This is a genomic window from Sulfitobacter rhodophyticola, assembly GCF_041281685.2.
Taxonomy (GTDB): Bacteria; Pseudomonadota; Alphaproteobacteria; order Rhodobacterales; family Rhodobacteraceae; genus Sulfitobacter.
Genome location: NZ_CP166251.2, coordinates 704,484 through 726,371, shown reverse-complemented (window position 1 = coordinate 726,371; position 21,888 = coordinate 704,484). Strand labels below are relative to the sequence as shown.

21 protein-coding genes are annotated in these 21,888 nt (G+C 57.6%); 8 read left to right on the top strand and 13 right to left on the bottom strand.

The window, feature by feature from the left end; translation table 11 throughout:
* Positions 1 to 24: 24 nt before the first annotated feature.
* Both AB4X18_RS04590 and AB4X18_RS04585 read right to left on the bottom strand, forming a co-directional pair.
* Complete coding sequence (locus tag AB4X18_RS04590) at positions 25 to 1,248, bottom strand: arginine deiminase (protein WP_370402501.1); 1,224 nt, start codon at positions 1,246 to 1,248, stop codon at positions 25 to 27.
* 96 nt (positions 1,249 to 1,344) lie between these two features.
* Positions 1,345 to 1,998 (bottom strand): hypothetical protein, encoded by a 654-nt coding sequence (locus AB4X18_RS04585; RefSeq protein WP_370402500.1) that lies wholly within the window; start codon positions 1,996 to 1,998, stop codon positions 1,345 to 1,347.
* A 56-nt stretch (positions 1,999 to 2,054) separates the two neighbouring features.
* Between AB4X18_RS04585 and AB4X18_RS04580 the strand changes: the two genes are divergently transcribed.
* Positions 2,055 to 2,765, top strand: coding sequence for an endonuclease/exonuclease/phosphatase family protein (locus tag AB4X18_RS04580; protein ID WP_370402499.1), 711 nt, complete (start codon positions 2,055 to 2,057; stop codon positions 2,763 to 2,765).
* Here the strand turns inward: AB4X18_RS04580 and AB4X18_RS04575 are convergent.
* Together AB4X18_RS04575 and AB4X18_RS04570 are read right to left on the bottom strand one after the other, a co-directional pair.
* Entirely contained in the window at positions 2,755 to 3,594 is an 840-nt protein-coding gene (locus tag AB4X18_RS04575) for a universal stress protein (RefSeq protein ID WP_370402498.1), read from the bottom strand. The genes AB4X18_RS04580 and AB4X18_RS04575 overlap by 11 nt on opposite strands.
* 55 nt (positions 3,595 to 3,649) lie before the next feature.
* Positions 3,650 to 4,135, bottom strand: coding sequence for an Hsp20/alpha crystallin family protein (locus AB4X18_RS04570; RefSeq protein WP_370402497.1), 486 nt, complete (start codon positions 4,133 to 4,135; stop codon positions 3,650 to 3,652).
* Between the two features lie 149 nt (positions 4,136 to 4,284).
* Between AB4X18_RS04570 and AB4X18_RS04565 the strand changes: the two genes are divergently transcribed.
* Both AB4X18_RS04565 and AB4X18_RS04560 read left to right on the top strand, forming a co-directional pair.
* Positions 4,285 to 5,469, top strand: coding sequence for a hypothetical protein (locus AB4X18_RS04565; RefSeq protein ID WP_370402496.1), 1,185 nt, complete (start codon positions 4,285 to 4,287; stop codon positions 5,467 to 5,469).
* 27 nt (positions 5,470 to 5,496) lie between these two features.
* The gene (locus tag AB4X18_RS04560) at positions 5,497 to 5,928 is read left to right on the top strand and encodes a DUF2267 domain-containing protein (RefSeq protein WP_370402495.1); all 432 of its coding nucleotides are present in this window, start codon (positions 5,497 to 5,499) and stop codon (positions 5,926 to 5,928) included.
* Between the two features lie 2 nt (positions 5,929 to 5,930).
* On the opposite strand, the gene AB4X18_RS04555 is transcribed toward AB4X18_RS04560, so the two are convergent.
* Entirely contained in the window at positions 5,931 to 6,605 is a 675-nt protein-coding gene (locus tag AB4X18_RS04555) for a helix-turn-helix domain-containing protein (protein WP_370402494.1), read from the bottom strand.
* Positions 6,606 to 6,772: 167 nt separating this feature from the next.
* Between AB4X18_RS04555 and AB4X18_RS04550 the strand changes: the two genes are divergently transcribed.
* Entirely contained in the window at positions 6,773 to 7,549 is a 777-nt protein-coding gene (locus tag AB4X18_RS04550; protein WP_370402493.1) for a response regulator, read from the top strand.
* Here AB4X18_RS04550 and AB4X18_RS04545 read toward each other — a convergent pair.
* A complete protein-coding gene (locus AB4X18_RS04545) occupies positions 7,516 to 9,063 on the bottom strand; it encodes a PAS domain S-box protein (RefSeq protein ID WP_370402492.1) in 1,548 nt (515 codons plus the stop codon). The two genes, AB4X18_RS04550 and AB4X18_RS04545, sit on opposite strands and share 34 nt — an antisense overlap.
* A gap of 164 nt (positions 9,064 to 9,227) precedes the next feature.
* On the opposite strand from AB4X18_RS04545, the gene AB4X18_RS04540 reads away from it, so the two are divergent.
* The gene (locus AB4X18_RS04540; RefSeq protein ID WP_370402491.1) at positions 9,228 to 9,674 is read left to right on the top strand and encodes a universal stress protein; all 447 of its coding nucleotides are present in this window, start codon (positions 9,228 to 9,230) and stop codon (positions 9,672 to 9,674) included.
* Between the two features lie 16 nt (positions 9,675 to 9,690).
* Here the strand turns inward: AB4X18_RS04540 and AB4X18_RS04535 are convergent, their stop codons facing one another.
* A complete protein-coding gene (locus AB4X18_RS04535) occupies positions 9,691 to 10,404 on the bottom strand; it encodes a VIT1/CCC1 transporter family protein (RefSeq protein WP_370402490.1) in 714 nt (237 codons plus the stop codon).
* A gap of 82 nt (positions 10,405 to 10,486) precedes the next feature.
* Here AB4X18_RS04535 and AB4X18_RS04530 point away from each other — a divergent pair, with 82 nt between their 5' ends.
* Entirely contained in the window at positions 10,487 to 11,524 is a 1,038-nt protein-coding gene (locus tag AB4X18_RS04530) for a sodium:calcium antiporter (RefSeq protein ID WP_432817128.1), read from the top strand.
* Here the strand turns inward: AB4X18_RS04530 and AB4X18_RS04525 are convergent.
* Positions 11,509 to 14,088, bottom strand: coding sequence for a cation-translocating P-type ATPase (locus AB4X18_RS04525; protein ID WP_432817127.1), 2,580 nt, complete (start codon positions 14,086 to 14,088; stop codon positions 11,509 to 11,511). The two genes, AB4X18_RS04530 and AB4X18_RS04525, sit on opposite strands and share 16 nt — an antisense overlap.
* A 133-nt stretch (positions 14,089 to 14,221) precedes the next feature.
* On the opposite strand from AB4X18_RS04525, the gene AB4X18_RS04520 reads away from it, so the two are divergent.
* The gene (locus tag AB4X18_RS04520) at positions 14,222 to 14,572 is read left to right on the top strand and encodes a phasin family protein (RefSeq protein WP_370402487.1); all 351 of its coding nucleotides are present in this window, start codon (positions 14,222 to 14,224) and stop codon (positions 14,570 to 14,572) included.
* Between the two features lie 2 nt (positions 14,573 to 14,574).
* Here the strand turns inward: AB4X18_RS04520 and AB4X18_RS04515 are convergent, their stop codons facing one another.
* The 5 genes from AB4X18_RS04515 to AB4X18_RS04495 are packed head-to-tail and all read right to left on the bottom strand — an operon-like array spanning position 14,575 to position 21,072.
* Positions 14,575 to 16,227, bottom strand: coding sequence for a PHA/PHB synthase family protein (locus AB4X18_RS04515; RefSeq protein ID WP_432817126.1), 1,653 nt, complete (start codon positions 16,225 to 16,227; stop codon positions 14,575 to 14,577).
* Positions 16,224 to 17,435: an efflux RND transporter periplasmic adaptor subunit gene (locus AB4X18_RS04510; protein WP_432817125.1), complete on the bottom strand. Its 1,212-nt coding sequence runs from the start codon at positions 17,433 to 17,435 to the stop codon at positions 16,224 to 16,226. The genes AB4X18_RS04515 and AB4X18_RS04510 overlap by 4 nt, the downstream gene beginning before the upstream one ends.
* Positions 17,436 to 17,441: 6 nt before the next feature.
* On the bottom strand, positions 17,442 to 19,805 hold the full coding sequence (locus AB4X18_RS04505; RefSeq protein ID WP_370402484.1) for an ABC transporter permease: 2,364 nt from the start codon (positions 19,803 to 19,805) through the stop codon (positions 17,442 to 17,444).
* 6 nt (positions 19,806 to 19,811) lie between these two features.
* Positions 19,812 to 20,519 (bottom strand): ABC transporter ATP-binding protein, encoded by a 708-nt coding sequence (locus tag AB4X18_RS04500; protein ID WP_370402483.1) that lies wholly within the window; start codon positions 20,517 to 20,519, stop codon positions 19,812 to 19,814.
* Between the two features lie 10 nt (positions 20,520 to 20,529).
* The gene (locus AB4X18_RS04495) at positions 20,530 to 21,072 is read right to left on the bottom strand and encodes a hypothetical protein (protein WP_370402482.1); all 543 of its coding nucleotides are present in this window, start codon (positions 21,070 to 21,072) and stop codon (positions 20,530 to 20,532) included.
* A gap of 122 nt (positions 21,073 to 21,194) precedes the next feature.
* Between AB4X18_RS04495 and AB4X18_RS04490 the strand changes: the two genes are divergently transcribed.
* Positions 21,195 to 21,863 carry a Crp/Fnr family transcriptional regulator gene (locus tag AB4X18_RS04490; RefSeq protein ID WP_370402481.1) on the top strand — a complete coding sequence of 223 codons (669 nt, stop codon included), beginning with the start codon at positions 21,195 to 21,197 and terminating at the stop codon, positions 21,861 to 21,863.
* Positions 21,864 to 21,888 lie beyond the last annotated feature (25 nt).

Genomic DNA, 21,888 nt, shown 5'->3' with positions numbered 1-21,888 from the left:
TGTCATGGGGAATTGAACGCAATTTCATTCAGCCGCATCACGGGAGATCGGGCACGTCATGCAGTGCCCGCCGCCCCGGCCCCGGCCCAATTCGGATCCACGGATTGTGATCACCTCGATTCCCGCTTTGCGTAGGAGTGTATTGGTGTGAACATTGCGGTCGTAGGCCAGCACGACACCGGGTTCCAAGGCCACGACATTGTTGCCGTCGTCCCATTGTTCGCGCTCCTGCTCAAAATGGTCTCCGCCGGTGCCGATGATGCGGAGGGATTTCAGCCCGAGCGCCTCCTCGACAACGTCGAAGATGTTGCCGGGGTCTTCGATGACCCGAAGGCGGTTATTGTTTTCGGGGTAAAGCGTATAGCAGCGGATCCTGTCCGCCACAGCCGTATAGGTTGTCACAAGGTTCGTGTCACAGAAGGAAAACACCGTATCAAGATGTATTGCGGCGTGTGATCGGGGCAGTTGGCACGCGATGACGCGGTCGGCGATGTTCTGTTGAAACAGCGACATGGCCAATTGACCGACCGCCTGCGGCGCTGTCCGCTCTCCCATGCCGATCAGGACACAGCGATTGCCGATCGGCATCACGTCCCCGCCTTCCAGTGTGGCAGGGCCAAAATCCTGATCGGGGTTGCCCCAGCATACCGGCGCATTCGCGCCAAAGCGGGGGTGGAATTTGTAGATGACCGCAGCGATCAGCGTTTCTTGCTGACGGGCGGGCCAGTGCATCGGGTTCAGCGTGACACCGCCATAGATCCAACTGCTTGAATCGCGGGTGTACAGTAGGTTTGGCAAGGGGGGCAGAACAAAGCCGTCGTGCCCTAGATACCGACCAAACATGCTTGTCGGGGCAAAAGGCAGATCATGAACCGTGATGCCGCCCGTCAGAAAGCGCGTCAGGGCGGGGGAGGGCATTTCATCCAGCCAGCCACGCAATTCATCCATCATGCCCACGCCGATGTGGTCTTCGGTAATCTTGCGATCCAGCAACCATCGCCGTGCTTCGGGGTCATCCAGAACGTCGGCCAGCAGGTCGTGCTGGTCCAGGACTTCAACGCCGCGGTCGCGCATCTTGTCGCAAAAGGCAAAGTGATCCCGGCGGGCCTCATCGACCCAGAGCACGTCATTGAACAATAGCGCATTGCAATTGCTGGGGGTCAGCCGCTCATGGGCGAGGCCCGGACGCGACACGATCACCGTGCGCAGCTTTCCAACTTCCGAATAGACACCGAGGTTTGAGGTCATATCACCACCGCAGCGCGCATTAGCGCTCCTGCGCAGCAGGTTGCACCCAAAACCCGCAATGCGATTGAGATTGGTCAATCAAGGCCTGAAATCACACTATTTCTTCAGGCGATCCTTGGACTTCTGATAGAGCCGCTTGTTTAGGGAGATAAACTGCGCCAACCCGCGTCCGAGGAACCCTCCCGATGCATGTCGCAGGTAGTAATATCCGGTCAGGCTGGCAATTGCGCTTCCGAAGGCATTGATCATCAGATCCCCCATCGTATCGACAAGCCCCGATTTCTGCATGTTCATCCCGAAACCCTGATCCATCAGGAACTCGAAAATCTCCCACATCGCACCGATTGTCATCGCAACGCAGAACGCGATAAACGCCAGCGCCGAAGGGGGTGCCGCAAATCGGTCCCCCTTGAACAGCATGAAGACAAACAGAAAACCCGTCAGCCCGAACCCAACCGCCGAGGAGCCGTGCAAGGCGAGGTCCCACCACCAAAGACGTTCATAGAAATCCAATGCCTCGCCCAGGAATATCGACGCGAAAAAGAACAATGTCGTGGCCAGAAGAAAGGGCACCGGCAAGGTCAAAGACCATCGGGACGCAAGGATCGGCGGGACAAGGGACAGCACAAGCGTGGCAAGACTGACGAAGGCCAGCGACCAGCGCGCCAGACCCAGCGCCACAATCGCCGCACACAGCAGCAGTGCCCAGATGGACAACATGATGGGACTGGTGTTTCTGGCGATATTCATGCGCCTGCGCCGTTTATCCGGATGCAATTTCGTCTGTCTGTACTTATATATGACTTATGCAGGACACCACCCTACGCATTGCCAGTTACAATATTCGCAAGGCCCGTGGCCTTGACAACAAGCGCATGCCCGAACGCACGCTGCAGGTCATCAACAGCCTGGATGCCGACATCATCGTTGTGCAGGAAGCAGACAAGCGGTTGGGGCGTCGGCCCCCGGCCATCCCACGTGACATGATCGCAGCGGAGACGGATCTGACGCTTTTGGAGGTTGATGAAAATTCAGAAAGCCTTGGCTGGCATGGCAATGCGATCCTGCTCCGGGCCTCTCTCAAGGGCGGCGACGTGCAGCGGATACCCCTTCCGGGGCTTGAGCCGCGCGGGGCGGTTGCGATGACCCTTGATATCGGCTTGGGGGTTCGGGTTGTGGCAACGCATCTCGGGCTGATGCGGCGTGACCGCCGGGCACAACTGGATGTACTGCGCGATGCCACACAAGAAGAAGGCCATACCGTCATCGCCGGGGACTTCAATGAATGGTCGAACCGCAGGGGCCTTGAGCCGCTGGCGGGCAGGTTCAATGTTCACGCCCCCGGCAGATCCTTTCACGCCCGCAGACCTGTCGCAGCATTGGACCGCATTGCGATAAGCCATGGTATTGAAATGCGGGATGGTGGCGTTGAAGAGGGCAGGCTGGCAAAACGTGCGTCCGACCATCTGCCGGTCTGGGCGGACATCGCGGTGCCGAAACGCCCCGCTACTTGCTGAACATCACAGGTATCTTTGCTTCCTTGAGCAAGGCATAAGTCGTCGCGCCGATGACGAAGTCATAGGCCTTGGAATGACCAAATGCACCTGTGACGATCAGGTCCGCCCCTTTTTCAAAGGCTGTCTGATTGAGTACATCCGAAATGCTGTTTCCGGCCGGATCACGGTGTTCCAGTGTCGGCTTAAGCCCGTGACGCGCCAGCGTTTCGGTGATGTCGATCGCTTCTGAATCCCGCATTGTATCCTTGATGTCCTTCCCAACGCGCAGCACGGTGATATCCGCACCGTCGTCCGCTAGGCCAATCATGTCGTGAGCGGCGCGGGCGGCTTCGCGGGTGTCGCTCCATCCGACGATCATTGTATTGCCGATCGCAGGTCCGTCGTAATCAAGCGGGACGATGATGACCGGTCTGCCGCTTTCCCGTATGACCTGTACCTGCACATGGCGCTGGTCATAGCGGTCGTGTTCCTTGTCCTCATGGGCCATAATCACCAAATCCGCTGCGCGTGCACTTTCGACAATACGCTCGCCCGCCGAAACCGCTTCTGCGCGGACAAGCCGGAACTCGCTCGGAAAATCCTCGTTCTGGACGTGTTTGTTGAACAGGGCTTCGATGGCGTCGGCCTCTTGCTTCTGGCTGTTGTTGAACGCGGCAAAAGCGGGTTCGGGGATGTGCATGGCAATTCCGGGATAGACCAGTAGTGCCTCCACGGTATGCAAACCGATCAGGTGTGCCTTGTGCCTGCGCGCCAGCGGCACGGCGACTTTCATCAGCGTGTCAGCATGGTCGGGTGTTGTCAGGCAGACGAGGATTGTTTTCGGTCCCATGGGATCGTCCTTCCAGAATGGTATGGTCTGGGCGCCGACACGCCCAGCCCCTTGATCAGCCGTTGCTGATCTTGATCTTGCGCACCTCGGCCTTGGCAGCCGCGGGTTTGGCAATATCGAGCTTCAGCACACCATCCTTGAAGCGGACATTCACCCCCTCTTCGTCCGGTGAAAAGCCCAGTTTGATCTGCCGACGGAAGCTGCCGTAGCGGCGTTCTATGGTGTGGAAATTGTCCTCGGTCTCTTCATGTTCCGCGCTCTTTTCTCCCTTGATCACCAGAAGATCGCCCGCAATCGATACATCAAGGTCGTCTTCCTTCACGCCGGGTACCTCAGCGCTGATTTTCAGGGCACCTTCCGTTTCGACAATGTCCATCGCTGGAAACAAGGGCGCGCCGAAAGTCGTGGCCTCCGCAATCTCCGGCATGGGAAAGCCGCTGCGGAACTGATCGAACAACCGGTTCATCTCGCGTTGGAAGGAAGGGAAGAATGATGTGCCGTCTGCGTCAGATTGCAGACCGGGCAAGTTTGATCGTGGCATATGTCTCTCCTTTTCTCCGTGTCTGACACCTGTGTTTCGTGTCGGCTTTTTCTATCAGCCCCGCTGATCCATTGATTGATCAGGATCAATCCTGCCGTGCGATTTTGGCGTAGGACACGGGCAATCGATTTATCGAAAGGAACTGACCCATGTCTTCATTCCGCACAGGTCTCGCTGTGGCAGCCATGGTGTGCGCCACCACTGCCGCATGGTCCGAGACAGTAACCACCCAGAATGGTGGTGATACCTTTATCGCAGGCGATGTTGTCAATGAAAACAAGAGCATGGGTGGGGATGCATTCGTCGCGGCACGTACCATCACCACAAGCGGCGAAGTGCAGGGTGATTTTCATGCCTCTGGCTTTGACGTCACGGTTGGCACAAATACCGCCGAAGATCTGTATGCCCTGGGATTCAACGTCACCGTGCGTGGCGCGACCGCCCAGGACCTGACGGCTGGCGGGTTTTCTGTACGCACCGAATCCAGCGCAAGCACGGCAGGAAATGCGCGTCTTTTCGGCAAGACACTGACAATCGAAGGGCCGATCAGCGGCGCTTTGACCGCCACGGGACAGGACGTCATCCTGAACGCGCCGGTCGAAGGCGATGCGAAGATTTTTGCGCAGTCGATAACCTTTGGTCCGGACGCAGTAATTGCGGGTACATTCACCTATGGCACTTCGGACAAGGTTACCGTTCCGGAACGCGTCGCCCCCGCGGAACGTGTGGTGTTTGAAAAGGTGGAAGTGTCGGATGCCTGGAAGGAGTGGGAGGAGATGAGCCGTGAGATGCCGTTCTTCCCGAAAGCCGCATCGGTCCTGTTCAGCTTTGTCGTCTCGCTTCTGTTCTTTGTGGCGCTTGGTGCGCTGATGCTGGGCTTCATGCCCCGACGGGTGGAGAATATGCGGCAGAGCATTGCGAATGCGCCGGGCAAATCTGTGCTGTTGGGGGTCATCGGGTTGTCCATGCTGTTTGGCATGGCCCCGATTTCAGCGCTGACAATCATCGGCTTGCCATTTGTGCCGATCATCCTGCTGGCTATCGTTGTTTTCTGGATCCTCGGTTATGCCTTGGGTGCCTATAGTGTCGCAATGCGCGTCTGGAGTGGTCTGGGAGGGGATCCCGATGACGCCGGAAACGGCATGCGCCTGCTGGTGTTTGCAGCTGCGATCACGGTGATTGCCCTGCTGAATTACATTCCATTCGTGGGGTGGGTTGCCAACTATACGCTAGTTCTGTTGGGACTTGGGGCCATCACGCACGGCATATTCTCGTACATGATCGGAAATCCGGGCGTCGCCCTGGATGTCGACATGAAACCAATCGATGACTGAAACAGAAAACTCCGGGGAGGGCAGCACATGTCGGCACAAGGATTGCAGGTGATTGATCAATCCGTTCAGCTTACACATGAATGGATCAACGAATTGGCCGGGCGTCTGGGGTGGTCGTCCAAACGCAGCACGCTTCGACTGATGCGGGTGGTGCTGCAACACTTGCGCGACCATCTGATGCCGGATGAACTGGCCCATCTGTCAGCGCAACTGCCGATCTTCATACGTGGTGTGATGTTCGAAGGCTGGGTTCCCAAGCGCACGCCCGTCAAGGAAAGAACGGCCAGCGGATTCATCAAATCCATTGAGGAACAGTTTGGTGACGACCCGGAGTATCGCGGCGATATGGATCTGAAATGTGTCTTCGAGTTGCTGAATGCGCGCATCATGCGCGGGGAAGTCAACGACATCCGCGCAACGCTTTCCACCCCCATCCGCGACCTCTGGCCGGAGCCGTAGAGTCAGCCGCGGTCACCCATCGACAACCCCAAAAGCGCGGTTGGCCGCAGGATGACCACTGTCTGGATGTTCTCGATCGCGATGATCTTGCTCTTGCGGAGCTGGGTTAACGTGCGGCTTACCGTTTCCGTGGTCAGGCCGAGGAAGTCGGCAATGTCACCCCGGCACATGGGCAGCGTGACTTGGCGGTATTGCCCCTGATCCTGACCGACACGTTCATCAAGAACGCTCAGGAAGGATGCGACCTTTTCGACCGCTGACTTACGGCCCAGCATCATGAAATGATCCTGCATCGCGCTGATCTCCCGCAGGGCCGCCTGCAACAGCGCGGCGTGCAACACAGGGTCGCCTTCGCCACTTTCGAGCATGGCGCGGCGAAAGGGTTGCAGGCGCGCCGAGACCAGCACATCGCAGTCGGTGTGGTGTTTGCCGTCCGAAGGAAACCCGACCACATCGCCGGGATAACCGAATGCGATGACCTGTCGACGTCCATCTTCCAGCAGCCGCGTCAGCCGCAAAACGCCGGATTTGACTTGGTACAGCCACTCCACGTCGTCACCTTCGAAAAACAGATAGGCGCCTCGTTTCAGTTGCGCCTGGGGCGCGCTTGGCGTTGTGGCGGCAAGAATTGCAGTGCTTTCAGCCATGGTGTGATCTGACGGAATGGTGACGTACATAACTGGGCCCCCCGGTTGGTTCAGGGGCAACTTGAACGGTGTTTGTAATTTACGTTACGCTTCAACTGCATTAAAGTGTAACGTTTTGTAACAGAGTGCGTCGCCCCTCTTGGGCCAAGGAAGATCATTCATTATGTCAATGCCTTGTAGATGTTTGAGGGATGAGGATGCCGACACAAACACTTCTTGTTGTTGAGGATGATCCAAAGATCAGAACCCTTTTGCGTAATGTGATGGAAGACGAAGGGTTTTGTGTCGAGGAAGCCTCAACCGCAGACGAGGCATTGCGCAAAATCGACAGCGGCACCATCAGCCTTGTGACACTGGATTTGTACTTGGGCACTGAGAACGGCCTCGACCTTGCGCGCAAGATCCGACAGAAATCGCAGCTCCCGATTGTGATGATAACTGGCAAGGATGACGTGATCGACCGTGTCGTCGGATTGGAATTGGGCGCGGACGACTACATCACCAAGCCCTTCCACATAAAAGAAGTCGTTGCGCGTATAAAAAGCGTTTTGCGCAGGTCACAGGATACGCGTGAGGTCGCAAAAGGCGATGCGATGCCCCAAATCCCCTTGGACAGCCCGTCAAGCAACAGGCTGACTTTTGACGGGATGACCGCTGTACCTGACCGGTTTGAGCTTCTGGACCGTGACGGTGCGGATTGCGGCCTGACGAGCGGCGATTTCAAGCTGATGTCGGTGTTTCTTCAGCGACCCAAGAAGGTGCTGTCACGGGATCAATTGATGGACCTTGTCGGTGGCCCGTCTTGGAGCCCGCTTGACCGGACGATTGATAATCAGGTTGCCCGTCTGCGCAAGAAGATCGAACGCAACCCTTCAGACCCCAAACTGATCAAAACGGTCCGCGGGGTTGGGTACACGTTTGCCTGTGACGTGGATGTCGTTCAATCAACCGATGTGTCTTCCAAAAGCGCGTGAAGCCTGCGCCCTAGATCCGACTGTCTGTACGGCTTGTGCAGGATGTCATAGGCGCGATCATGGGCCATCGTGCCCGTGACCACGTCACTTGCATAACCGGACGTAAGAAGCACCTTGATCTGCGGGAATTCGACTTCCACGCGGGCAGCCAGGTCGTAGCCGTTCATTGAACCAGGCATGACAAGGTCGGAGAACACGATATCTGCCTTGGACCCGTTCTTGAGCATCTGATAGGCGTCATCGCCGCTTGTCGCTTCTTCTGTCTGGAAGCCCAGATCGCGGATCCGTTCGATGGAGAGTTTCCGGACCTTGGGGTTGTCTTCGACAATCATCACGATCTGACCTCTTCCGGATACAGGAACAGAATCCTTATCGCCCTTTGATATCTCGGAGCCGTTCCCGTGGTTCTGAATCGCAGGGAAATAGAGTGCAAAGCTCGATCCCAGCCCCAGTTCGCTGTAAAGTGTGACGTGCCCACCTGACTGGCGCACAAAGCCATAGACCATCGCCAGCCCAAGGCCTGTACCGCTGGTTTCCGATTTGGTTGAGAAAAACGGTTCAAACGCCCGCTGCTGGGCTTCGATGCTCATCCCGGCGCCGTTGTCGCTGACCGACATCCGTACATATTCACCTTCTGTGATGTCCGTTTCCTGCGCCATGTAGGTGTCGTCGATGGACACGTTGGCCAGCGAGAAAAGCAGCTCACCGCTTGGTCCCATCGCATCGCGTGCGTTCAATGCCAGATTCATCAAGGCAGACTGAAGCTGAACGGGGTCGATCATGACTTCGTGCAGGTCAGGCGCGAAATCAGTCGTGATGTGGTAGCTTGATCCGATCGTACGCTCGAGGATCGCCAATGTATCCTTGCAAAGCGCCTTCAGATCGGACTTGACTGGCTTCAGGTTGCCCTTGCGCGCAAAGACCAGAAGACGCCTTGTCAGGTCGGACCCCAGTTCAGCGGCTTCAAGCGCATCCCTGATCAGCATTTCCTGCCGGGCATCCGCACCGCGCTTTTCCAGCAGTTCAAGGTTACCGATCACAACTGTCAGAAGGTTGTTGAAATCATGCGCGATGCCGCCTGTCATTTGGCCAATCGCATCCAGCCGCTGTGATCGCTCAAGCGCGGCTTGCGTGGCCTTGAATTGCGACAGGTCATGCAGAATGCCGATGAAGGTCCGTTTGCCGCCAATGCGCGTTTCGCCGACCGAAAGGTTCAGCGGAAAGGTGCTTTGATCCTTTCGCAAACCTTCAACTTCGCGCCCTTGTCCGATCACCCGGCTTTCGCTGGTCGGATCGTAGTTTTGCATGAAATCGTCGTGCAGTTGCGCCATGGTGAGCGGCATCAGCATGTTTACGCTTTTGCCCACAAGCGCGTCAGTGCCATACCGAAAAAGGTCATGGGCTGCGCGGTTGGCCCGCACAATTGTGCCGTCCTCATCGCACACGATGATCGCATCCACCGCGGCGTCCAGCACCGCGGCAAACAGCGCACTGTCCTCTACATTCTGTTCCATACAGCCCTCACGGCCTTCTTTTCCTTATTGTCAAAGTAAGCCGATTTTCGCTGAGATTTCATTGATATTCATCAATACACCAGCGCTTGTTCCTGCAAAGTTGCATCTGGCACAGCATGCCTTGGTTCTGGCCAGGTACACGACTTATTCGAAAGTGAGGTTTCATGTTCAGGCAAATCATTGTTGGTCTTGATGGCTCCGTGAAGGCACGCAAGGCGGCTCATGTCGCCTTTGACCTTGCAAGGCTCTACGACGGCACGGTCACGCTGGTTCATGTTCTGCATCCTGAAGCCGCTGATTTCACATCTGAATCTGACATCGATTACGAAGCGGAGATCAATAGGGACACCTACGCAGAGGTCGAGGAAGCCGGTCAGAAGATCATTGATGATGGCCTCAAGATCGCCGATGACGTCGGGTGCAAGAAGGTCGAAACCCAGATGCCTTATGGCGACGCGGCAACGGAAATCCTGGCCCATGCAGATCAGATAGAGGCGGATCTGATCGTGACAGGGCGGCGCGGTCTGAGCAGTGTTTCGGGGCTTGTTCTGGGCAGCACCACGCAGCGGATCAATCATCTGGCGAAATGCGCATGCCTGTCCATTCCCTGATGCGCTGCGGTGTGTTTTAGGCGTGGAACAGACCACCAACCCCGAAAGCGATCAAGGCGGCCACCGCACCGATTATCAGGGTTTCAGTCCCTGATCGCCACCATCGCGCCAAAGACCACTTGCTTTTGAGTGCGCCGATCCCGAAAAACGTCAGAAGTGTTGCTATCACTGACGTCTGAAAGGCGTTCGGCATCCCGAAAACGTAAGGGATCAACGGCACGGCACCAGCCATCAGAAAAGCGACGAATGTTGCCAGTGATGCACGCAACGGGTCCGGGCGATCACGTGGCAGTCCGTATTCATCGGTCAGCATCAGATCGATCCACTTTTTCTTGTTGGCCGAGATCGCGGCCGTCGCCTGTTCAAGGACCTCACCCGACAAACCGCGCAGCGCCAGTATCTGCCGGAGCTCTTCCAGTTCGCCTTCACGGTGTTCCTTTATGTGGCGTTCTTCCACGCGGATGATCCTGTCACGGTCATCCAGTTCGGCCTTGGTCCCGGAATAGTTGCTCGCTGCCATAGAAAATCCGTCGGCAAGGATATTGGCCAGACCAAGTGCCACGATGACACCATGGGAAAGGCCGGCCCCTTCGACGCCCGCCACAATGGCAAAGGTGGTCACCGCGCCGTCGATGCCGCCATAGATCATGTCCTTGAGGTATGCGTTCTCACTTTTCGATGAGAGACGCAGGGCGATTTCGGACGGGGCGTGGCCGTGATCATTGCTCATAGTGTCAGGATGATACCACGTGGCGGGCGACACATTGATTCAAATCAAAAGCGGCTGTGCTGATAATGCCTAGGTGATGGGTATGGGTTTGCCTCATACCTCCTTGCCCGAAAGTATCTTCGCTTTCTTCCTTTGCGCGGCTGCAGTGTGGTTTGCAGGTGCACGCCTTACCTATCTCGCGGACGCCCTTGCAGACCGGTATCACCTTGCGAAGTCCATCGTGGGATTGCTGTTGCTTTCGGTTGCCACATCGCTGCCCGAGGTGGCCACGACGTTGACCGCCGCCGTTCAACAGGCGCGCGAACTGGTTCTGAACAACCTGTTCGGGGGCATCGCCCTGCAAACCGCGATCCTTGCGTTGGCGGACTATTGGGCCAAGGGCGCGCTGACGAATTATCCGCGCAAGGCCAATCATGCGCTGGAGGCGGTGTTGCTGGTGTTTCTTCTGTCGGTGGCGTTGATCATCACCAGTCTGGGAGAAACCTTCGTGATCTGGAACGTGGGCCTAGGCAGCGTTCTGATCGCCGCACTTTATGCCGGTGTGATCTGGCTCTTGCGGTGGTACGAGACTGAAAGCGACTGGGTGCCTGTGGATCTGCCGTCGCTGGATGCATTGCCTTTTCCGGCCCCTGCCGATTTGGCGCGGACAAGCAATACCGGTGTGATCTGGCAGACTTTCGGCGCCTGTCTGGCCATTCTTGCCTTTGGCGTCCCCCTTGTCTTGTTCGCGGAAAGGATCGCCGATCAATCCGGGTTGGGGACGGGTTTCATCGGGGTGACTTTGCTTGCCAGTGCCACGTCGCTGCCCGAACTGACTGCCACTTTCACCGCCGTGCGCATCGGGGCCTACACCATGGCGATATCCAACATTTTTGGAAGCAACCTGATCATGCTCGTTCTGGTGTTTCCTGCTGACATCCTGTTCCGTGGCGGACCCATCTTGCAGCAGACCTCCCAAACGGTAAGCTTGTCCTTGTCATTCGGCATTGCTGTTACGGCAATCTTCCTGATCGGCCTGATCGTGCGCCGCAAACCGAAGATCGGCCAGTTCGGTCTGGATTCGGTAGTCGTGCTCATCACGTTCCTGGCCAGTCTAGCAGCGTATTATGCTGCCCGCTGAAACAACGGCGCGAACGTCTTGACCAGTTCGGGCAGGATCAGAATGGGCAGCGCGAAAAGCACCACCACCTGCCATTCGGACCACCCCATAGGCACCGTGTGCAACATGGCCTGCAAAGGTGGCCAGTAGACCGCCAGAACCTGCGCCCCCAGGGTCACACCCAAGGCAACAAGCAGAAACGGATTGCTGAACCAACCAATCTTCCACCCCGGCAGGTGCAGGGATCGGAAGGCAAAGACGCTGACCTTCTCAAAAACGACCATCGCGGTAAACGCTGTCGTACGTGCCAGTTCTACGCCCTGACCTTGAAGGTTCAGGAAAATCCAAAGGCTCGATAATCCGGTGTAGAGGCCGAGCATGACAATCGTCAACAGACCTGCACCTCCCACAATTGGCGTATTCTTGCGCCGGGGCGGATATGACATCTGGTCGGGTTCGGATTTCTCCATGCCAAGGGCGACCGCCGTCACGCCGTCGGTAACCAGGTTCATCCAGAGGATTTGGGTCGCAAGGAAAATCAGCGGGCCCCCGATTGCAATATTGATCACCAGCGCGAACACCTCTCCGGCGTTTGAAGACAACAGATAGCGGACGAATTTCTGAACATTTGCAAACTGACGGCGGCCTTCGCCGATGGCGCGCAGGATGGTGGCAAAGTTATCATCCAGCAGCACCAGATCGGCGGCATCCTGTGCCACGTCCGTGCCCCTTATGCCCATGGCCACGCCAATGTCGGCCTTCTTGAGAGCAGGCGCATCGTTCACGCCATCACCGGTCATGGCAACGATCTGATCCTGCTGCTGCAAAGCTGACACGATGCGCATCTTCTGCTCTGGTTTGGTCCGGGCGAACAGAACGTTCTGCGCCAGCACGGATGTCAGATCGGCGTCGCTTAACGCATCAAGCTCCGATCCGGTCAGCGGCAGGTCGACCTTCAGCGCCAACTGATCGGCAATCGCCTTGGCGGTGATCGGGCTGTCACCGGTGATCATGATGACCCGAATGCCCGCGGTACCCGCCGCCGCAATAGCGGTTTTCACCTCCTCTCGCGGTGGATCGATCAATCCGACAAGGCCCAGAAAGGTGAGGTCACATTCCTTAATGCGGGTATTGACCGTTGCGTGTCGGGCAAGGCCAATCACGCGCAATCCTTGCTCAGCGAGGCCTGCGTAGGCATCGAGCACGGATTTACGGTCCTGCGGTTGCATACATTTTGCACCATCACGGGTCTGGATTTCCGAACAGATGTCCAGAATTTGCCCAGGCGCGCCTTTGGACAGAACAGCGGTTTCACCATCCGACTGGTAAAGGACGCTCATGCGCTTGCGGCTGCTGCTGAAAGGTATTTCCTCGATCAAGCCGCGTTCATTGGGCAGGGTGCACCACCCCTTGTACGCAAGTGTGACCAGCGCCCCCTCCGTCGGCGTGCCAACAAGGTGCCAGTGATCACCTTCATGGTTCAGCCTTGCATGGCTGCAATAAAGCCCGGTTTCGAGAACCGATGCCAGAAGGGGGTCGTCTGCAGCGCGTACCCTTTTGCCATCCACCTCGATGTGCCCGGCAGGATCATAACCCGTCCCGGTCACCTTATAAGTGTCATCATGCGTCCAGATGCGCGTTGCCGTCATCTTGTTTTCAGTCAGTGTACCCGTCTTGTCGGTGCAGATAACGGAAGCCGCGCCAAGCGTCTCCACAGCCTGCAACCGACGGGCCAGTGCGTTCTGCCGGACCATCGCAGTCGCGCCCAGTGCAAGCGTGATGGTAACAACGGCAGGCAGCCCCTCTGGCACCATGGCCACCGACAGCGACAAGCCCGTCATCACCATCTCAACCAGGTCGCGGCCAAGTGCGATGCCAAGAAGCATCACACCCGCCGCCACCAGGATCGCGGCCAGTCCGAGTTGCTGTGCAAGGTGTCCCAGCTTGTTCTGAAGGTTTGTCTTTTTCGGTCCCATCGCGACCGTGAGATCGGCAATCTTGCCGAACTCCGTTCGCGGCCCGGTCGCAGTCACGCGCGCTTCTGCACGGCCGGCGACCACAGAGGTGCCGGTAAAGACCATCGCGTCTTCGTCGCCAGTCTCCTTGGAGACCGGAACGGATTCGCCGGTCAGCACGCTTTCATCCACCCTCAGATCCGAATTGCGCAGCACCACAGCGTCCGCAGCGACCCTGATCCCCGGTGACAGGACAAGGATGTCATCGGGCACGATCTCCCGTGCCGGGATGATTTGTTCGCGTCCGTCCCGGAAGACCATGGCCTTGGGCGCAAGCATCCCCCGCAGTGACGCCAGTGCTGTCTCCGCCTTCCATTCCTGAACAAAGCCCAGAACGGCATTCAGCAGAACGACAAGACCGATGGTCGCCGCATCGCGGTATTCGCCCAGCACGATGGCGATCCCCGCAGCAACCACCAGAATGAGGATCAGGAAGCTGGAGAACTGCCGAAAGGCCACGCGCAGTGGTCCGGTTGTTCTGGCGGCGGGCAGTTCATTCCACCCCACCTGCGCGCGCGCCGTTTCCACCTGCGCCTGAGTGAGACCAAGGTCTTGAGGTGCAGTTGGCAAACAAGCTCTCCCAACGGGTTAAGACAAGGATAGTATCCGTTGCCGCACCCGCCCTGCTATTGAGCAATGTCAAGGAAGGAGGGAGAAATAGAGGTAACAGGGATCCATTCGCACACACATCGGAGGACCAGAAATGGCCGAGAAACAAGATCGCACCACAGCGCCCGACGCAGACACTTTTCAGAAGGCCGCGGCCCAGCTGCAAGAGGCCGGACTTGGCAACATGATGGGGATGGGCACCGCGTGGATGGAAGCCATGAGCGATATGGGCGCGGAGATGGTCAGCTTTGTCGCTGAGCGGATCAAGGAAGACGTAAAGACCCAGCATGAGATACTGCATTGCAAGAACGTGGCGGAGCTTCAGCACATTCAGGCGCAGTTCATCCAGAAGGCCATGGATCAGTATCACGCCGAAACCGGCAAGCTGGTTGAAATGACCAACAAGGCATTTGCCAAGCAGGGCGGCGGCAACAAGGCGTCTTGAGTTCAGCCAAAGACATATCTGCCGGGTGCAGGCCTTAAAGACTGCACCCTTGATCCGGAGACGTCTACTGGATCACTGCTGAATTGCCCAAGCCAGGCCACCCAATGCGGCCACCATGAGCCGTCCTGCGGCGCGTGACGCTCAAACCATGTATCCGCCGTGACGTGGTGGTCGCCTTCCTTTTTGTGCCCGGAGCGAAAGTGACGCCTGGCATGACCGGGTTCGGACAGGATACCCCCGTTGTGTCCTCCACTGGTCAGGGCAAAGGTCACATCGGTATCTGTCAGCATCAGCAGTCGGAAAACCGATCGCCAGGGCGAGACGTGATCCCGCTCCGTGCCGACGCAGTAGATCGGACAGCGAATATCGGTAAGGGCGACCGACGCGCCATCAACCTCAAACCGGCCCTTCGCGAGGGCGTTTTTCAGAAACAACTTCCTGAGGTATTCCGTATGCATCTTCGCAGGCATCCGGGTTGCATCGGCATTCCACGCCATCAGCGGGTTGTCATGCGTGCGTTCGCCCAGCAGGTAGTGGCGGATGACCCGGCTCCAGATCAGGTCGTTTGACCGCAAAAGCTGAAACGCGCCAGCCATCTGATCCGCTTTCAGATAGCCTTGGGTGGCCATCATATCCTGCAGGAAAGCAACCTGGCTTTCGTTGATGAACAGGCTCAGTTCCCCGGGCTCTGAAAAGTCGACCTGGGACGCCAGCAGGCTTACCGTTCGAAAGGTGTCATCGTGATCGCGTGCCATGGCGGCGGCAGCAATCGCCAGTAACGTCCCGCCAAGGCAATAGCCCATGGCATGTATCTGTACGGCACCCTGTTTCTTCAGGCATGTGATAGCGGCCCGAATGCCAAGATCTATGTAATCCTGCATACCAAGCGATGCGTCAGACGCATCCGGGTTCTTCCATGAAATCACGTAGACCTCGAAGCCCTGATCGCGCAGATAGGCAACGAGTGATCTTTGTTCAGTCAGATCCAGAATGTAGAACTTCATGATCCAGGCGGGTACGATCAGGATAGGTTCAGGGTGAACCTGCTCGGTCGTAGGTCGGTAGCGTATCAGTTCGATCAGATCATTTTGCAGGACAACGTCGCCCGGCGTGGTGGCAAGGTCTTTGCCTACTTCGTAAATGCTGGCGCGGCGTGGATGATCGGACAATATGCGGTTGAAATCTTCAAACCAGTAGCGCGCGCCGCGCAGCAGGTTTTGCCCGCCTTCGTCCAGGGTACGTTTAGCAACTTGCGGGTTAAGCGGCGCATAGTTGGAAGGTGACAGGATATCGAGCCATTGTCGGGTTGCGAAATTGACGACGTTGGCATGTTTTGGATCCACCCCCGCCAGCGTACAGGTCGCCCGGTCCCACCAGTTCTGCATTGCAAGGAAGTTTTCGGCATAAGCCTTGAACGGATAGGTCTGCCAGGCCTCATCGGCAAAGCGTGGGTCGTCCTGCAGGTCGATGTCCTTGGGCAAGGATGCTGCAAGTTCTGCAAGTTCTTTCTGTTTGTCCGGTGAGGCCAGCAAATGCAGCCACCAATCGACAGACGCCGTCGCCAGTGCGGCGGGTGAGATGCCGCCGGTCATCTTGCCGATAAGGGTATGCCATGCGGGATCCATGGTTCTCTTGGTTTCAGGTTCGTCGGTCACAACTGCCCTCGTTCGACAATCACGGTGCCGTCAGCAATGGCGTCATTGGGATGCATAACAACACGTTCACCCGCCTCCAAACCGCTGCGTATTTCGGTCATGCGGTCATTGCGCCGACCCAGTTCGATCTGGCGTAGGACGGCCCTGTCTTGATCGACCGAGAAGACAGCCCAGTCTTCCCCGCTCCTAAAGATCGCGCTAAGCGGGACCTGCAGGACATTGTCTGCGCGCCACTCCACGATCCGTAGAAAAACCGCGAATTCGTCTCCAAGTCCGGGTCGCTGTTCTGACGGCGTTTCAAGCTGGAAATAGGCATCGACCCTCTGCTCCTCTATCCCCAACGCCGACACTTTGGTTCGGGCCTTCGGGTCAATCCGGTCAAGCCGCGCGACAAGATCATCCGCGCCGCCCCAACGCTCGACATAGGCCAGGGCACCCGGCAAAAGCCGCACGGCATCGCTGGACAGAATATCCGCGACGAGTTCAAGATCATTTGGGTCACCGATGCTGACCAGCGGCGCGCCGACAGTAACGGGGCGTTCGCTGATGGCCGTAATTGACAACACCACGCCATCCGCCGGGGCCGTCAGTTCAATGCAGCAACTGCCGTTTGCGACCTCCGTATCGACCGACTGGAGCAAGCTGGCACGCGCGCGTTCGATACTGCCTTCGGCCATCTCGATCCGTGCTTGTGCTGCTTCAAGGGCTGCCTTGGCCAAAGACAGGCGCCGACTGTCGTCCTCAAGCCGTGTTACTGAAACCACACCACGTGTCACCAGTGCCTGCGTGCGATCAAACTGTGACTGGGCAAAGCTTAACGTTTCCTCAGCCTGCTGGAGGTCTGCCTGGGTGACGTGCCGCGCGGCAAGCGCTTCTTGCAGGGCTGCTTCCCCTTGCAGCCGGGTTCGCGCATCCAGCAGGCCCGACGAAACCGGCTGCACAATCGCGACCACTGTTTCCCCTGCAACGACTGGATCACCCACATCGACGGGCGATCGCAGCGCCGTTCCCAGGATCGGAGAGGAAACCTCGTACAGGTCTTTGACCTGCGTTTGCCCCTCTGCGTTGATGGTCACCTCAAGCGCGCCCTGTGCAACCTCGGCCAGGTCGACTGGCACCGGGTCGGTTCGAAAGCTGACAAACGCCAGACCCGCGACAGTCGCAATGCCCAGCCCGGTCAAGATCACTGTTCGTGCGGAATAGGCCATTTCTTCTCACTCCCTCGTTTTCATCACTGCAATCAAATCCAGACGGTTCAGACGCCGACGCACCACCATCAAAGAAGCGAAAGCTGAACACAGGACTACAAGGCTGGCGGCTGCGAAAATGGACGGCTCCAGCACCAGCGGTATTGTGTAAAGGTCGTTTGTGAACGCGTTCGTCATCGCGCGCGCAATCCATGAGCCGAACAACCATCCGAACGGCTGCGCAATGATTGCGATCAACATCATCTCGCCCACCAGGATGTATGATACCTCATCCCGGTTGAAGCCGAGGATGCGCAGGCTTGCCAGTTCGCGTGCTCGCTCCGAAAGCTGTATGCGCGCGGCATTATAGGTGACACCAACGGTGATCAGAACGGCGATGACGATATAGATCGTGTTCATCACGGCGATGTTCTGTTCGATGGTATCCTCGAAAGAACGGCGGTTCTTGTCCATGGCGACCAGCCCCGTCACACGTGGGGTTTCCTTTATCGCGGCGTGCAGTTCATCCAGTTTCGCATCGTCCACCGTGACGTTGATTGCCGACAGGCGGGGGGCCTGCCGGAACATCGCATTCATGGTTTCAAAGTCCATGTAGGTGCCAAGCCCAAGGTGTTGTTCAATCAATCCATTGACGGTCAGCACATGCGTTTCGCGTTTGCCGCTCAAAAACTCGGCCTCGATCCGGTCTCCCGGCCGGATGTCAAGCTTTTCGGCCAGGCGGTCTGACATGACAATGCCCCCCGCGGGCACCGCAAAGGGATTGCCGTCCCGATCCACGACGCGGCTCAGATCGCTGTCAGGACGCCGCGCGTCAATCGCAACACGCTCGGACAAATGCCCATTGCGGAATATCGCGGAATGGAACTGCTGGCTTTCGGCCTGCAGGACACCGGGCAGGGCCCGCGCGTGTTCAAGAGCGATTTCAGGCACTTCGTCGTCAAACAGCAGCATCGCGTCCTGGCGATTGGTTTGATAGAACGTCAGGTCGACGATTTCATCGAGAGAGTCATTGATGAACAGGGAGGCAATGACCGATGCGACCGCCAAGGCCAGCCCGAACGAGGTCAACAGGCTGCGCACGGGCCACCGCAGGATACTGCGCAGGATCATGATCGTCGGCTGGGACAGGCGCAGGGTTGTCATTGCGGCATCAATCCATGATCGCTTGAAACGCGGCGGGGCAGGGGGCTGCATCGCGATGGCAGGTGCCAGTCGCGCCGCCCTAAGCGCCGCTTGCGCGGCTCCAAGGCTGGTGGTCAGCAATCCTGCCAATCCTGCGGCCGCGTAGACCCAGTAGGAAACCCGGAAGATCAGGAACGGGAAGTTGAAGAATGTGCCGTACTGGATGGCCAGACTGCGTGCCAGCGCGGTACCTGCAATCCAGCCAATCACCACCCCCACCAGCGCAATCAGACCCGCCAGCATCAGGTAATGCAGGCAGATTTCCGTGTCTGAATACCCGATCGCCTTGAGAAGTCCGATCTCGCTTCGCTCCAGCGCGACGATACGGCTCAGGACCATGCTGACCAGAAAGCCGGAGATGCCGAAGAAGATCGGCGGCAGGATCGCGGCCATGCCCCTCAGCTGTTTGAGCTCTGCGTCCATGAACGCGTCAGATTGATGGTTGGTCCGGTCATAGGCACCCAAGCCACCATATATTTCCAGCAGGTCATCAATTCGGTCGATCACCGGCTCTGTCGCCACATTGGCTGCAAGTGACACGGATACGTCGTTGAAGGCGCCAGTCATGTCAAATGCCGCGGCTGCCGCACGTTCAGACATCCAGATAATGCCAAACGCCTCGTTGTCCGGCATCAGCGCACCGGGTCCAATTGTGTAGACGAATTCGGGCGAAAGGACTGTTCCCACGATCGTCAGCGTGCGCTTGTTGCCCCGCAGATTGGCACTGAAACTGTCGCCGAGCCGAAATCCGTTTTCATCGGCGAACGGCTCATTCACGACGATTTCGTCCGGATGCAGCGGATCGGGAAACCGACCGGTGATCAGAAGCGGAATGTTAAGGACCGCGCCGCCTGTCTCCGGGTACGACAGGATGCGGCCTACGGCCGTCTCCGACTTGCCCGGAATATCAAGGATCGCATAGCCCGTGATGCGTTCTTCAACGGTCAGAACCCCCTCTATTTCCGCGATATCGTCCAAGACGGCAACCGTGGCTCTCTTGGCGTCGGCGAAGACATCTGCAAAGCGGTTTCGTTCGTAATAGGCCTCGCGCGTTTCGGACAGGGCCCGATACATGCCAATCGACGCAAGCAGGATCGCCACACCGCAAGCCAGAACAAGCGCAATCGACAGGGCCTGCAACCAAAGCCGTTTGAAATCACGCAGAAGCTTCCGATCAATCGCCTGCATCGCCAGTCACCACGCTATCTCGGACGGGGCGATGCGGTCTTCGTTCACGATTGTCTTGTTGATCTTGCCATCCTGAAAGAAGATCACCCTGTGTGCCATCCGCTGAATTTCTGCATTGTGCGTGATGACGACGGTGGTTGTCCCAAACCTTTCGTTGATATCGCGCAGCACTTCGAGAACCTGCACGCCGGTCGTGCTGTCAAGCGCGCCGGTCGGCTCATCGCAAAGCAGGATCTGCGGCCTCTTGGCGATGGCACGTGCAATCGCGACACGTTGCTGCTCTCCTCCTGACATCTCGGAGGGGAAGTGGTCCATCCGTTTGCCCAGTCCTACCAGCTCAAGCGCTTCTGCAGCGGGCATGGGGTCCGGGGCCACATCCGTAACAAGCTGGACATTCTCGCGCGCGGTCAGGCTCGGCACGAGGTTATAGAATTGAAAGACAAATCCGACGTGATCCCGCCGGTATTTGGTCAGACCCCGATCCGGCAGATTGGTCAGTTCGGTATCGCCAAACCAGACCCGGCCGTCCGTTGCATGATCAAGCCCTCCGAGGATATTCAGCAAGGTGGATTTGCCGCTTCCCGAAGGGCCCAGAAGCACGGTCAGTTCCCCTTCCAAAAGCTCAAGATCCACACCGTCGAGGGCGTAGACCTTTATTTCTCCGGTGTCGTAGACCTTGGTGACACCTTCGGTGCGAAAGATGGTCTTTGGCATCCTGCTGCTCCTATCCTGAGGATGCTTTGAAGGTGTCGGACGCCGCGGGTGCAGATTTGTTCATCCTGCTTTCCCCGGTGCGGAGGTCCGCCACAAACCGATCGTAAATCTGTGCTTTGTATCCTGTGCCCTGCACATCGTTGGGCAGCGATGCGCAAGCAACTAGGGGTCGGTCAAGGTCTCTGGCGGCGACGTCAAAGACTTTCGTGGCTGGTGAACGACCGCCAGTTGTCAGGAACAGACTGACCGATGCAGGAAGACAGAAGTTGCCACGCAGAACGGCCCGCAGCGGGGCGGCAGGGTAGGAGGTCCAGACCGGGCCACACAGAATGACACGGTCGAATTCTGCGAGGGACGAAAAGGATTGCGGCCCTAAGGGGCATCTTTGCAAAAGGCTGTCGATGGCCGCACGGACATAGCCGAACGCGCCTGACGTGTATTTCGGCGCATGCAAAGGGATCAACGTTGCATCCAGCATTTCCGTCAGCTGAGATGCCGCGCGGTGCGAGTGCCCGGTGATTGAAAAAACGATAACTGCGGTCTTGCCTTTCATGGGCCATGCCTCTGCGTCGGTTCGATCCCTTGTCGCACTGCCAGACCCTGTGACATTTGACATTTGTCAACCTGATCCGGGGTTGCGTTGATAGTCGGGCAGCAGAGAAGGAATATTCGAAGATGCTCACACACTCTGATTGGCGCCTGAGTTTTCCCGGCCTCGACACCATTGCTGAAGACGCGTCACGCATGCTTGATGAGACGGCGCAGGTTGTTACACTGCGGCAGGGCGCTGTGATCTTCGGCCCCGGCAGCCCGGCGGAGAACCTGATGTTGCTGGTGTCGGGAACGGTGCGGGTGCAGCAATTGTCCGAAGCCGGGCGGGAGATCACCCTTTACCGGGTCCATGCCGGTGAAAGCTGTGTCCTGACAACGGCATGCCTGCTTGCGTTTGAAGATTACTCCGCCGAAGGCATTGCCGAAACCGATATCCAGGCGATCCTGATCCCGCGCGCTGCCTTTGACAGGCTGATATCCGTGTCGCAGGAATTTCGGGCCTTTGTCTTTGCAGCGTATTCCAAGCGGATCACCGACCTGTTCATGGTGATCGAAGAGATTGCTTTCAGGCGTATGGACATTCGGCTGGCGCAAAAGCTGCTCGACCTTGCCGGGGGGCAAACGCTGCTGCACCTCACGCACCAACAAATCGCAATTGAACTTGGCACCGCGAGGGAAGTTGTCTCGCGCCAGTTGAAGGAATTTGAGCGGCGCGAATGGGTGGAACTGAGCCGCGGCACAATCAGGCTGCTGGACACGGAAAGGGTCAGGCAACTTGCGCAAACCCGCTGATGGGTTTGCTTGTGTGACAAACTCA

Excerpts from the sequence above, each read along its gene's own strand:
- AB4X18_RS04590 (WP_370402501.1), bottom strand. The coding sequence starts at position 1,248 with ATGACCTCAAACCTCGGTGTCTATTCGGAAGTTGGAAAGCTGCGCACG.
- AB4X18_RS04585 (WP_370402500.1), bottom strand. The coding sequence starts at position 1,998 with ATGAATATCGCCAGAAACACCAGTCCCATCATGTTGTCCATCTGGGCA.
- AB4X18_RS04580 (WP_370402499.1), top strand. The coding sequence starts at position 2,055 with ATGCAGGACACCACCCTACGCATTGCCAGTTACAATATTCGCAAGGCC.
- AB4X18_RS04575 (WP_370402498.1), bottom strand. The coding sequence starts at position 3,594 with ATGGGACCGAAAACAATCCTCGTCTGCCTGACAACACCCGACCATGCT.
- AB4X18_RS04570 (WP_370402497.1), bottom strand. The coding sequence starts at position 4,135 with ATGCCACGATCAAACTTGCCCGGTCTGCAATCTGACGCAGACGGCACA.
- AB4X18_RS04565 (WP_370402496.1), top strand. The coding sequence starts at position 4,285 with ATGTCTTCATTCCGCACAGGTCTCGCTGTGGCAGCCATGGTGTGCGCC.
- AB4X18_RS04560 (WP_370402495.1), top strand. The coding sequence starts at position 5,497 with ATGTCGGCACAAGGATTGCAGGTGATTGATCAATCCGTTCAGCTTACA.
- AB4X18_RS04555 (WP_370402494.1), bottom strand. The coding sequence starts at position 6,605 with ATGTACGTCACCATTCCGTCAGATCACACCATGGCTGAAAGCACTGCA.
- AB4X18_RS04550 (WP_370402493.1), top strand. The coding sequence starts at position 6,773 with ATGCCGACACAAACACTTCTTGTTGTTGAGGATGATCCAAAGATCAGA.
- AB4X18_RS04545 (WP_370402492.1), bottom strand. The coding sequence starts at position 9,063 with ATGGAACAGAATGTAGAGGACAGTGCGCTGTTTGCCGCGGTGCTGGAC.
- AB4X18_RS04540 (WP_370402491.1), top strand. The coding sequence starts at position 9,228 with ATGTTCAGGCAAATCATTGTTGGTCTTGATGGCTCCGTGAAGGCACGC.
- AB4X18_RS04535 (WP_370402490.1), bottom strand. The coding sequence starts at position 10,404 with ATGAGCAATGATCACGGCCACGCCCCGTCCGAAATCGCCCTGCGTCTC.
- AB4X18_RS04530 (WP_432817128.1), top strand. The coding sequence starts at position 10,487 with ATGGGTTTGCCTCATACCTCCTTGCCCGAAAGTATCTTCGCTTTCTTC.
- AB4X18_RS04520 (WP_370402487.1), top strand. The coding sequence starts at position 14,222 with ATGGCCGAGAAACAAGATCGCACCACAGCGCCCGACGCAGACACTTTT.
- AB4X18_RS04510 (WP_432817125.1), bottom strand. The coding sequence starts at position 17,435 with ATGGCCTATTCCGCACGAACAGTGATCTTGACCGGGCTGGGCATTGCG.
- AB4X18_RS04505 (WP_370402484.1), bottom strand. The coding sequence starts at position 19,805 with ATGCAGGCGATTGATCGGAAGCTTCTGCGTGATTTCAAACGGCTTTGG.
- AB4X18_RS04500 (WP_370402483.1), bottom strand. The coding sequence starts at position 20,519 with ATGCCAAAGACCATCTTTCGCACCGAAGGTGTCACCAAGGTCTACGAC.
- AB4X18_RS04495 (WP_370402482.1), bottom strand. The coding sequence starts at position 21,072 with ATGAAAGGCAAGACCGCAGTTATCGTTTTTTCAATCACCGGGCACTCG.
- AB4X18_RS04490 (WP_370402481.1), top strand. The coding sequence starts at position 21,195 with ATGCTCACACACTCTGATTGGCGCCTGAGTTTTCCCGGCCTCGACACC.